This window comes from Streptomyces sp. NPDC111628, from assembly GCF_055635195.1.
Genome location: NZ_JBVKBZ010000002.1, coordinates 1,609,847 through 1,620,160, shown reverse-complemented (window position 1 = coordinate 1,620,160; position 10,314 = coordinate 1,609,847). Strand labels below are relative to the sequence as shown.

Below are 10,314 nucleotides of genomic sequence, written 5' to 3'. Positions count from 1 at the left end.
AAGCCTCACCGACTGACCAGAACTACCACCCAGAACAACTGAACAACAGCAGGCCACAATCAAGATCAATAAGCACACCATCAGCAACGCCATAGGCGGTGTTCCTCGACCCGGTGGGGCAGGCGGTGCAGCAGCGGTGGACGGATGCCGCCATGACCATGGCGTTCGAGGACCTGGCGCGCCGGTGCCGGCGTTCCCGGTGGTCCCGGGGCGGCGCTGGGAGCCGGGCCTGTGGTGGTCGGCGACCACCGGGCGGCACGTGGCTGCGGGGTCGAACGCGATGCGTGTCCAGTTGATGGTCCTGGACCGCGACCCGGACGTGACGGGGCTGGCGGGGCGGCCAGTGCGGCTGCTGTGGCGTGATGCCCGCGGGCAGGTGCGTTCCTGGGTGCCGCAGCTCTTCGCCCGCCGTGCCGACGGCACCGCGCTGCCCGCCGACTGCTCCGGCCACCCTGGCGCGGGCGGCGAACGCACGGTGAAGGCCGCCGAGGCGGTGGCGCAGACATGTGCGGACGTCGGCTGGGCCTACCGACGCATCCCACCGCTCGAGGACGTCCTGGCCGCCAACCTCAAATGACTGGCCGGATACCGCCATCCTCGCAACACCGGCCGCCCCGGTCTGGCGGCGGCGGTTGCGGAGGCGTTCAGGCGGCCGCGGCCGTTGATCGAGGGCACCGAAGCGGTCGGCGGCCCGATCGAAGTCCTTCCCTACGTCTTCCACGCTCTGTGGCACGGCCGGTTGACGGCTGGTCTGAACACGCCGCTGCACGAACGCATCCTCGTCGGCCCGCCGGGCTGGAGCGACCCGAGCAAGAAGAGAGGTGCCGGGTGAGCGCACGGCGCAATGTCCGGCCGGCCGTGAAGGTCGGTGCACGCACGCGGTTCCGTGGCGTGACGTGGCAGGTGGTCGCTCTTTCGGGGCAGGACATCCACCTCCTCGGCCCGGACGAGAAAGACGCCTGCTACAGCGTCCCCCAGCGACAGGACCTCCTCGATGAGTGGCTGGTGCACTATCACCACCGCCCTCACGAAGGCCTGCGCCACCCGCTGATGCCCCGCAAAGCGCTCACCCCGAACCAGATGTGGGCCGCGCTCGTGGCCGTCGCCGGGACGTGCCCGTCCCGCTGACCGGCAGCGACTACCTCGAGCTGCTGCCCGTGCGCTGGCAGGCCATCACTCCCGCCAGCATCACCATCCACCACCACACCTACGACGCAGATCTCCTCGCCCCCCTACCGCGGCCAGGCCTCCCCCGTCGCCGCCCGCGGCGGGACATGGGAAATCCACTACAACCCCCACGACGTCCGCCAAATCTGGGTACGGCTGCCCGACGGCGACCTCACCGAAAACTCGTGGATCCACCGCGATCACGTCCATCAGCCGTTCAACGACCACACCTGGCAGCACATCCGCACCCACACCCACACCCACCACAACAACCACGACGACAGCCAGCAGCACGAGGCCGGCCTGGCCGACGCCCTCGACCAGCTCATGCGCCGCGTCCACAGCAGCCACGCCACCACCACCGAACAAGCCCTCCCCGCCCGCGCCGCCCGGCACCCGCAATACGGCACCGGCCCCACCACCGGCGAGTCAGTGCAGCACGACAGCATCGACAACCTCCCCGACGACAACACCTATCCCGCCGCGGCCGCCGGATTCGGGCTCTACGACGCACACGAGGAAGCCGACAAGTGGTGAACACCCACCCCCGCCCAGCAGCGCAGAGCCCGAGCAGTGCACCCGCCGACGCAGACAGCGACGGTACGGTCGAGCCGTCCTGGCCCCTGACCACCTGGTAAGGCTGGCAGCGCTTCGCGACCACCAACCCGCCCGCCCCGCCCCAGCCCGGCGACCCACCCCGCAGCACCGACGAACGTCTCGCCTACCACTCCGCGTTCGTCACCATCCGTACCCCCGCCCTCAGCCAGCTCACCACCCACGTCCGCACCCTGATGATCCTCGGCCGCCACCAGCAGACCACCGCACAACCCTCCCTGATCGTCACCGGACCCGCCACAGCCGGCAAAACCACCACCCTCCTCAACGTCGGCCGCACCTGCCACCTCGCCCACACCCGCAAAAACCCCACACCGCCCTCCGGATCAGCCCACGCCGCAGCCCCCATGGCGTACGTCCTCGTCCCGCCCGGCCCCACCGCGAAAACCCTCATCACCGAATTCGCCCGCCACCTCGGCATCCCCGGTCACCACCCGCATGACCCAAACCCAGATCACCGACGCCGTCTGCCACACCTACACCCAAGCCGGCGTCCAACTCGTCCTCATCGACGAAATCCACCGCCTCAACCCCCCGCACCACCACCAGCACCCAAACCGCCGACCTGATCAAAGACCTCACCGAACGCCTCCCCACCACGTTCGTCTACGCCGGCATCAACGTCACCGACACACCCCTGTTCAGCGGCACCCGCGGCGCCCAGCTCGCCGGACGGGCCACCCTCATCACCTGCGGCCCCCTCCCCGCCCGCCACGGCACCCGCCACCCTCCCCCGGCACGCCCCCTACCTCCACCAGCGCACCGCCAGCCGCATCGGATCCCTCACCCAACTCATCCGCCAAGCCGCCATCACCGCCATCCACGACGGCACCGAACGCATCACCAAAACAACCCTCGACGCGGTACAACCCGACCACCTCGCCGAACAACACAACCGCCCCCCACCCGCAACCGCTAACCCCACCCCCACCGACCAGACAAAACAGCCCTGAGCAGCACAAACACCAACCGAGCCATCACACACCAGAACTACCTACAACCCACCCCGCCACACACCACACATAACCCCAGCTCAAACACCCGCCAACCCCCACCCCACCGCCCGCCCAGCCTCTCAGCGAACCCACAACACCCCAAGCCAGCAGACAGTCCGTACACCAACACCCCCCTCCGAGCATTAGGCATGCAGCTTGTTGAGAGCCGAGTTGTCGACGTCGCCCCGCCGTTCATACGTGATTGTCGTGATCCAAACCCAGCTAGGAGCTGTCCGGGCGATCACCTCTGGCCGTTATGTTCGGGCTCCTGTCGCAGGTCCTCGGTATGTTCGCCTGCATGGGAGCGAGTAGATGGTTGTACTTCACGCCTTTCCGGCAGAGCGAGCAGGCCGCGCTGGACTGTCTCCGTGAAGTGGTCTTCGCGCGCGATGCCGAGTACTACGGGGAAGAAGGTGTCGATTCGCTGGCTGCTCTGATGGAGAGCGGCTGGCTGGACGAAGACCCGGCGCATTCGGTACTCGACGTGGAACGCGTGGTCCGTTGCGAGCCCGACATGGAAGAGCCCGGTGATGTCAGGGTGGTCGAAGGCCCGGAAGTCGTCGAACTGTTCGGGACAGCGAAGCCGTCGCGGGAGACCGCTCAGCGGGCCGTCAAACGCGCTGGTGACGGATGGTTCCCTCCGTTTGGCCGCGGCTCCGGCTGCTGCACCGTCGTCTATGGCGAAGACGGCCGTCCAGAGGAACTTTGCTTCTGGGGCACCACCGGCTATTGATCCCGCAAGTGAGGCCTTGACGGCGTGGACCAGTCGCTCATGAGCGGAGCCAGATGACCACGGCCGCCGCGGTGACGGTGCCGAGGAAGACGTACCCGCGCTTGTCATAGCGGGTCGCCATGGCCCGGGAGTTCTTCAGCCTGTTGATGGCCCGTTCGACAGTGTTGCGCTTCTTGTACCGGTCCTCGTCGAAGGCCGGCGGCCGGCCGCCTCGTGACCCTTTGCGCAGGCGGACGGCCTGGCTGTCGGCCTTCTCCGGGATGCTGTGCCGAATGCCCCGCCGCCGCAGGTACTGCCGACAGGGACCATTGCTGTAGGCCTTGTCGGCTGCCACACTGTCGGGCTTCTTGCGGGGCCTGCCCAGTCCGCGCCGAGGAACCCGAATCTTCTCCAGCACCGCCACGAACTGGGTGCAGTCCGCCTGCTGCCCCGGCGTGAGGACCAGGGACAGCGGGCGGCAGCAGGCATCCGCGCTCAGATGAATCTTGCTGGTGAAGCCACCGCGCGAGCGGCCCAGGCCCTCACCTCCCGCACCACCTCCACCAGCAGGCCGACGAGGCTCCGCCACGGCATTTCGTCCTGGAGTTCCAGTGCTTCGGCCCCCTTTGATGCGGCCAGGGCCGGCGCTGGTTCGGTACGGGCGCCAGCCGCGTGCTGGTGTGCGCGCACGGTAGTGGAGTCCACCGAGACGTCCCAGTCGATCTCGCCCGCTGCATCGGCCGCCGCCTGAGCCTGTTGCAGCAGGCGTTCCCAAGTGCCGTCCGCCGACCAGAGCCGGCGACGTTCGTAGACCGTCTTCCACGGCCCGAATCGTTCCGGCAGATCGCGCCACTGCACCCCTGTCCGCACCCGATGCAGGATCCCGTCGATCACCTGTCGATGATCACGCCACCGCCCGCATTGACCGTTACTCACCGGAAGCAACGGCCGCAATCGCTCCCACTCGGCATCCGACAGATCACCGCGTCCATCCCGCCCCATAGCCAGACCAACGACCCGAGCACGGGGCAGTCACATGATCGGCCGGACAGCTCCTAGCGGGTCAGCGTCTCGAAGCCGACATCGTCGCAGTACTGCACAACGCGCCCCTCTGCCTCGGAGTCACTGTTGTTCATTGCTGCCACCGTCGCCTCCGCCAAGGTGCGGCCTCCGCCAACGGTCTCATCCCGGAGCGGTCGCATCGCGAGGAAGGCGTTCTGCGCGACGGCCCCGACCTCGTCGTACCCTGACGACTCCGGCGTGCCCGTGCCCGCCGCGTTCCGCGCCTTCTGCCACGCCCCCAGCTGCGTGCAGTAGTTCTCCCGCTGCGCGGTCAGCCGCTGCTCGTCCCCGCCCTCGGACGAGGAACACCCGGCCGTCACCGCCACCAGGGCGAGGACCGGGACTACCGCCTTAAGCACGCGCACCACGTTGCCCCCGACTGAAACTGCGTCCGCTCGTACCTGTCACCTGCAACTCCCGCAGCAGGATACCCGCGTGGGGCCCCTTGGCCGCCGCAGCGGTCGCTGACTCAACGGCGCAGCGCCCGGCCGTCACCGTCACCCGCCTCTGTGGGAAGGCCACCGCGCAGGTGTGGGACCGGCTGCATCCCCGGCTGACCACCACCCGGAGTCGGACTACAGGGCGGGCCGACTCACTCACTCTCGGCCGCCGTCAAGTCTGCTGAACAACGAACGCGCCGAAGATCGGCAAGTACTGCCCAAACTCTTCGACAACTGCTGTTGCAACAAAGGTTCTGGTCCAACTTCTGTGGAGCAGTCACGCTCTGTTACGCCTCGGGACTGATGCCCTTCGTGACTCGTTGACGGACCTGTTGGATCATGCCCGCATGGACTTCGACCTCGCCCCACCGAACGGCGTTGGCCCGTTGCAGATCGGTATGGATCGGCAATCGGCCAACGCGGCGCTGGACTCGCTCCGCGATCTCTCCGCCGTCTCGGAATCCGACCGGCCGGGTCAGCACGTCTTCCGTCCCAGTGGACTGATGATCAGCATCCACTGCACGCGAGACCGGCTCGAAGCCATTGAGCTCGGGAGGCCGTCGGCTCCGACAGACCGAGTCATCTTCCGGGGCCTGGATGTATTCGCGATCCCGGCTCGCGAGCTGGTGCAACGCATGAGCGAGTACACCTCGATCGAGGCAGACCCAGACGACCCGGCGTCCTTCGTCGCCTCCGACCTGCTCCTGAGCTTCTGGCGCCCGTTCGCAGCCGACGACGAGCGAGAGGAAGAGCAGGGCTACTACTTCAGCTCGGTCCTGCTGGCACGGCCTGGCTACTACGACACACCTGCTGAGGCTGCAGAGCGACTCCAACAGAGTTCGTAACTGCCCCGTCAGGCTGCCAGCAGGACTCGTTTCCGCAGCAGTGCGAAGCCGGCTCGGCCGTACATCTGTCGCTTCAGCATCTTGATCCGGTTGACGTGGCCCTCGACGACGCCCGAGCTCCAGGGCAGGGTCAGGCCGGCGGTGACGGCGGCAAGGTCTCGTTCCAGGCCGTTGACGAAGGTGTGGAGACTCGGCAGGTCGTCGGCGCGGACCGCTTCGATCCACTGCGGGAGCCGGTCGCCTTGGAGTTCGGTGATCATCCTTCCGAACGCGCGGACATGATCGGTGAGCGCGTCCAGTTCAGGGCAATGCGTAAGCACTGACTTCAGCCTGAGTCGATCGTTCTCCGGCAGGGCGTCGGGGTGGGTCAGGATCCACCCGGCCACGGTCCGCGGCGATGGTGGTCGGGCTGCCGGTGCGGTCGGGGTGGTACGAAGCGGGCGGAGGTAGGCACGGACGGCTCGGTAGCCGCCGTGGTAGCCGTGCGTCTTGATCTCTTCCCAGAGGGTCCAGGCGTTCGTGCAGCCATCGGCCCACCGTTCGTTCAGGTACGGCTTGAAGTCGTCGAGTATGGTCCTGCGGTTCTGCCACTGCCCCTGAAACAGGTCTTCCGGCCGCGCGGCGTCGGCCAGCCGTTGGACGGTGTGGTAGGTCATGCCGAGCTGGCGCTGGATCGAGCGTCGGCTGTGGCCGGCGGCCAACATCGCGTGGACGGTGGCGTGCTTGGCGCGGGTGCGGTCGGCAAACCGGTGCCCGGTGGGCCATGGCGACCCGCCGTCTGCCGGGGCCTGAACTTCTGCCTTCTCCGGGGCCGCCTCGGTGGTGGTCGCACGCAGGCAAGAGCGGTGGCGGGAGATGCACCGCTCCGCGGCTTCGCCGAGGTTGCGCCAGAGGTGGAAACGGTCGGCGACCTGGACGGCGGTGGGTGCCCCGATACTGGCGCCCTCTGCGAAGAACGGAGCACGGTCACGGCAGACGACCTCGATCCCCGGGCGTTCGGCCAGCCAGGCCGCGACGGTGGCCGCCTCGCGATTCGGCAGCAGGTCAACTGGTCGGCGGGTCTCGACGTCGACCAGGACGGTCCCATAGACACGTCCCTTGCGCATCGCGTACTCGTCGACGCCGACCACCCGCGGGGTCCGCGGCTGAGGCTCCGGGAGCGCGTCGACCAGTCGCAGGACCGTGTTCCGGCTGGCTTTCGCCCCGAAGACGTCGGCCAGCCGGGCGCCGGCACGGCCGGCCACCGCGAGGCCGACCTCGGCCAGCGCCGACCGCATTCGTTCGGTCCGCTGGCTGTGTCGGCGGGTCAGGCCCGTGACCTGCTCGACGAACGTACGCCGCTCGCATGAGGCGTCCTCGCATGTGACCGCCGGACCCGCAGCCGCAGCACCACCCGCCGCCCTGCCACGGGAAGATCGGCGGGAAACCGCAGGTAGGAGCCGTGCACCCGCCCCGACCAACTTCCGCAGCCCGGGCAGCGGGCCTTGGCCGTCCGGGATCTGACACCGATCCGGATCACGACACCGACGTCCTGCACCGACACCACCCTGATCTCCGAATCCGACAGGAAGATCAGCTCTTCCAGCTGGAGCAGTACCTCGCGCACAGCCCAGAACCATCGCCCCGAGCGTCGCCGTCGCCAGCCATTTCCGGACGATCTCGGAAGACGCTCCGGAGAGATCAACCGTTACAGGGAGTAGGCACACCACGGAAGTTGGACCAGAACCGCAACAAACGAACGAAGCCAGCCTGCCCGACGGACACCTGCACGAGATCCCGTGGATCCACCGCGACCACGTCCACACCCCGATCAGCGAGACCAACTGGCGAAGTCGGCGAGCGTGTGGAAATCGTTCTCCCGTAGGCCGATCCGTGGGTTGACGTGGTGCAGGAGTCCGGGCCCCTGATGGTGGGCGGTCACGTAGGTCTGATCCAGCTCACTCTGCTCGTCGTCCACCCAGGCGAAAGGACGGCCGCCTGCGTAGTCCACCAGCGGCCCGGTCTTCCAGTGGACTCCATCAGGACGTTCTCGGAGTAGGACTTCGCCGAAGTCGACGAAGGGAAGTTCCGGAAGGCCCAGGGCCGGTGCGATCCACCGGTTGGCGTCGTCCATCCATGTGGTGGCCCAACACAGCTCGAAGCCGAGCTGGAGCAGGATCCGTCCGTGCTCCGGGTTGAGCCAGACCCGTAGAGGTCGTCGAGACGAGAGGCCTCTGTCGTCCTGATGGACGTCGTTCCGGGGGACTCTGAGCGTGATGTAGCCGTCGGGACGCCTCTCCGGCTTGGCTGCATAGGGGTTGAGCGGCCCGTCGATGTCGAGGAACAGTAGCGGTCGGTTCACGGCTTTTTCCCCCCCGGTCTTGCGCCCTGTGGACTGCCCCGATCAGCGTAGCTGTGCGATTGTTTCGGCATTAGGCTGCCTTGAGTAATGATCAGGACGTGGCGAGCGTGATCACGGCGTCGGAGCCGTCTTGGATAACCCCGTTCGCGGGGCTGAGCCCGCGCTGCTTCGGCAAACTGCTGACCTCGCTGCGGCGCGATGGAGTAGATGTGGTCCACCGGGGGCGGCCGTGGAGCCTGCCGCTCGAGGACCGGGTGTTGCTGGTCACGACCTACTGGCGCACCAATCTGACGTTGCGGCAGCTCGCTCCGCTGTTCGGCGTCTCGAAGTCCACGGCCGGTCGGGTCATCAATCGCCCGGAAGGCCTCGGCAGTCTCCCGGGAGGCGTGCACGGCCTCTTCGCGTGCCCGGTACGGGAGTGGAGCGCCGGCCCGCAGGGTGTCGCGCAGCCGGCGTACCTCGTCGGCGGTGTCGTTCGCGGCCGCGTCCGAGGTCGGGACAGGGTGGTCGGGGCGAGGGATGCCGGGGTGCTGTAGGCGAGGGCCGCGTCGCTGAGTTTGAGCGGGGCCTCGGCTGTGGGCAGGTCGCCGTGGAGGCTGCTGCGCAGCCGGTCGGCGAGAGCCTGTGCGCACTGGCCGATCACCATGGCTGAGCGGAGGGAGACCGTGCGCCACGCCACAAGCCCTGGACGCGGAGGTCGGTCTGCAGTCGACCGAGGTATTCGCCCGCCTGTTCGCGAAGCACGTTCCACAGGTGGGGGCGGTTGCGCCCCGGCTAGTCTGCAGTCGCCGCCATTCCGGGATGTCCTGGAGACCGGCGGCGTGAGAGTCGGTCTCTCGCAGGGCCGCTTCGACCGGTCCTGGATCGCGCGGTGAAGGTACGGGACCGGTGCGGGCGGGCTTCGTGTGCCGTTCGCCGTCCGCCCAGGGAGCGGGGACGGCCTGCCGCCACTGTTCCTCCAGTTCGCGCAGCGGCACGTCGACGGCCTCGAGGAGATCCTCGACGGTGCCGTGTTCGGGCGGGACGATGTCGGCCCATGCCTGTGCGACGGTGGAGGTGAAGGCCTGCCGGAGACCGACGGGTTCGTACGCGGCGGTCCCAGTGGGCGTTTCCGTGAAAGGCCGAGCCCCGGGGGGGTCCGTAGCCGCCACTGCGGGACGTCGTAGGCGTCGTGGAGGACTCCGTCCTTCTGGTGCCAGGAGCCGGACGGCAGGTCACTGCCCGTCACAGGGGTAGGTCCCGTTGCTCCGGCGAGGGCACAGCAGCGGCGCTCGCCGGCGCGCGGGCACGCAGGGTGTCACCCCGTTCCGCTCCAGACTGCGGTTCTGGCCGGGCGTCAGGAGCGCTCGGGCTGCCGTTCTTCGAGCGTGCTCTGAGCACCGCGGCTTCGGCGAAGGCCTACAGACGTGCGCCGTCGGCGGCAACACGTTCGGCAGTCGCCTCTTCGCGTGACGGCTCCGATGCCACCGTGCCGGCGGGCGCGGCCGGTTGCCGGGCTCGCTCATCGGTTTCCGTGGCCACCACGGCCCGCCCGGCGCCGTCCTCCATGCCCACTCCTTCCATGTCTGGCTCCTCGTCCGCCGCCGTGGTCTGCTGCCGCACGTGCGCCGCCTCTCGCCGGCCCTCGTGCGGTCGCACCCGGCCGCGATGGCGACTTCCGCGGCGACAGGAGCCCAGGTCCGGGCGGTGATGTGCCGGTGGGCCGCCGCGTCGAGGACGGCGCGGCTGGTGCGCATGCCGATGGCGGGAGCGGCGGCCAGCAGGCTCTGCGCTGTCGCCTGTTGCGCGGCGCAGACCTGTTGGAAGGAGTTGCGGAGGCGCTCCAGCTGGTGGCCGTGGAGTTGGTAGAAGCGGTACGGGTGGTCTGCCGGGCAGTGTTCCGGAACGTCGGTGAGCAGGCCGTGGTCGTGAGGACCGTGATCACCGCACCGGCCTGGATCACCCGCCGGTTCGCCGCCGAAGCGCCGCGCAGGACGAGGGAGACACCGGTGTTTCCCGGCAGGAGTTCGTGAAGCCACGGGACGGCGGCGGTGCCGACGGCGAACGGCGAGGGTGCCCAACCGATCGACGGTTGATGGGCCGGGACCGGGCGAGTACCCAGTGCTGGGACTGCCCGAAGGGCGGGATCGAGACAAAG

The 10,314-nt window shown here is 68.5% G+C and carries 14 protein-coding genes and 1 pseudogene; 8 read left to right on the top strand and 7 right to left on the bottom strand.

Translation table 11 applies throughout. The annotated features are described in order from the left end of the window. Positions 1 to 184: 184 nt before the first annotated feature. From ACZ7MF_RS15015 to ACZ7MF_RS15005, 3 genes are all read left to right on the top strand, one after another. On the top strand, positions 185 to 577 hold the full coding sequence (locus ACZ7MF_RS15015; RefSeq protein WP_471477194.1) for a TnsA-like heteromeric transposase endonuclease subunit: 393 nt from the start codon (positions 185 to 187) through the stop codon (positions 575 to 577). 84 nt (positions 578 to 661) lie between these two features. Next, positions 662 to 832 carry a hypothetical protein gene (locus ACZ7MF_RS15010; protein WP_471477193.1) on the top strand — a complete coding sequence of 57 codons (171 nt, stop codon included), beginning with the start codon at positions 662 to 664 and terminating at the stop codon, positions 830 to 832. Beyond that, the gene (locus ACZ7MF_RS15005; RefSeq protein WP_471477192.1) at positions 829 to 1,128 is read left to right on the top strand and encodes a hypothetical protein; all 300 of its coding nucleotides are present in this window, start codon (positions 829 to 831) and stop codon (positions 1,126 to 1,128) included. The genes ACZ7MF_RS15010 and ACZ7MF_RS15005 overlap by 4 nt, the downstream gene beginning before the upstream one ends. A 60-nt stretch (positions 1,129 to 1,188) precedes the next feature. Here the strand turns inward: ACZ7MF_RS15005 and ACZ7MF_RS15000 are convergent, their stop codons facing one another. Then, positions 1,189 to 1,518: a hypothetical protein gene (locus tag ACZ7MF_RS15000; RefSeq protein ID WP_471477191.1), complete on the bottom strand. Its 330-nt coding sequence runs from the start codon at positions 1,516 to 1,518 to the stop codon at positions 1,189 to 1,191. On the opposite strand from ACZ7MF_RS15000, the gene ACZ7MF_RS14995 reads away from it, so the two are divergent. Both ACZ7MF_RS14995 and ACZ7MF_RS14990 read left to right on the top strand, forming a co-directional pair. Next, a complete protein-coding gene (locus ACZ7MF_RS14995) occupies positions 1,495 to 1,704 on the top strand; it encodes a hypothetical protein (RefSeq protein ID WP_471477190.1) in 210 nt (69 codons plus the stop codon). The two genes, ACZ7MF_RS15000 and ACZ7MF_RS14995, sit on opposite strands and share 24 nt — an antisense overlap. A gap of 1,371 nt (positions 1,705 to 3,075) precedes the next feature. Continuing rightward, entirely contained in the window at positions 3,076 to 3,510 is a 435-nt protein-coding gene (locus ACZ7MF_RS14990; RefSeq protein WP_471477189.1) for a hypothetical protein, read from the top strand. Between the two features lie 37 nt (positions 3,511 to 3,547). Here ACZ7MF_RS14990 and ACZ7MF_RS14985 read toward each other — a convergent pair. Both ACZ7MF_RS14985 and ACZ7MF_RS14980 read right to left on the bottom strand, forming a co-directional pair. Further along, positions 3,548 to 4,491 (bottom strand): IS5 family transposase gene (locus tag ACZ7MF_RS14985; RefSeq protein ID WP_471477188.1). Its coding sequence is split into 2 segments (ribosomal slippage): positions 3,548 to 4,131 and positions 4,131 to 4,491, totalling 945 coding nucleotides; the frame shifts between segments, so codons are not numbered across the junction. 53 nt (positions 4,492 to 4,544) lie between these two features. Further along, positions 4,545 to 4,910 carry a hypothetical protein gene (locus ACZ7MF_RS14980; protein ID WP_471477187.1) on the bottom strand — a complete coding sequence of 122 codons (366 nt, stop codon included), beginning with the start codon at positions 4,908 to 4,910 and terminating at the stop codon, positions 4,545 to 4,547. Between the two features lie 428 nt (positions 4,911 to 5,338). Here ACZ7MF_RS14980 and ACZ7MF_RS14975 point away from each other — a divergent pair, with 428 nt between their 5' ends. Continuing rightward, positions 5,339 to 5,836, top strand: coding sequence for a hypothetical protein (locus tag ACZ7MF_RS14975; RefSeq protein WP_471477186.1), 498 nt, complete (start codon positions 5,339 to 5,341; stop codon positions 5,834 to 5,836). A gap of 8 nt (positions 5,837 to 5,844) precedes the next feature. On the opposite strand, the gene ACZ7MF_RS14970 is transcribed toward ACZ7MF_RS14975, so the two are convergent. From ACZ7MF_RS14970 to ACZ7MF_RS14960, 3 genes are all read right to left on the bottom strand, one after another. Further along, positions 5,845 to 7,146 carry an ISL3 family transposase gene (locus tag ACZ7MF_RS14970; RefSeq protein WP_471477246.1) on the bottom strand — a complete coding sequence of 434 codons (1,302 nt, stop codon included), beginning with the start codon at positions 7,144 to 7,146 and terminating at the stop codon, positions 5,845 to 5,847. Beyond that, a complete protein-coding gene (locus ACZ7MF_RS14965; protein WP_471477245.1) occupies positions 7,143 to 7,283 on the bottom strand; it encodes a hypothetical protein in 141 nt (46 codons plus the stop codon). The genes ACZ7MF_RS14970 and ACZ7MF_RS14965 overlap by 4 nt, the downstream gene beginning before the upstream one ends. 363 nt (positions 7,284 to 7,646) lie before the next feature. Next, positions 7,647 to 8,177: a hypothetical protein gene (locus ACZ7MF_RS14960; protein ID WP_471477185.1), complete on the bottom strand. Its 531-nt coding sequence runs from the start codon at positions 8,175 to 8,177 to the stop codon at positions 7,647 to 7,649. A gap of 98 nt (positions 8,178 to 8,275) precedes the next feature. Here ACZ7MF_RS14960 and ACZ7MF_RS14955 point away from each other — a divergent pair. Further along, positions 8,276 to 8,530, top strand: a pseudogene (locus tag ACZ7MF_RS14955) (helix-turn-helix domain-containing protein); the annotation flags it as partial. Between the two features lie 1,045 nt (positions 8,531 to 9,575). Here ACZ7MF_RS14955 and ACZ7MF_RS14950 read toward each other — a convergent pair. Then, positions 9,576 to 9,779: a hypothetical protein gene (locus ACZ7MF_RS14950; RefSeq protein WP_471477184.1), complete on the bottom strand. Its 204-nt coding sequence runs from the start codon at positions 9,777 to 9,779 to the stop codon at positions 9,576 to 9,578. A gap of 95 nt (positions 9,780 to 9,874) precedes the next feature. Between ACZ7MF_RS14950 and ACZ7MF_RS14945 the strand changes: the two genes are divergently transcribed. Next, positions 9,875 to 10,189, top strand: coding sequence for a hypothetical protein (locus ACZ7MF_RS14945; RefSeq protein ID WP_471477183.1), 315 nt, complete (start codon positions 9,875 to 9,877; stop codon positions 10,187 to 10,189). The last annotated feature ends 125 nt before the right edge of the window (positions 10,190 to 10,314 follow it).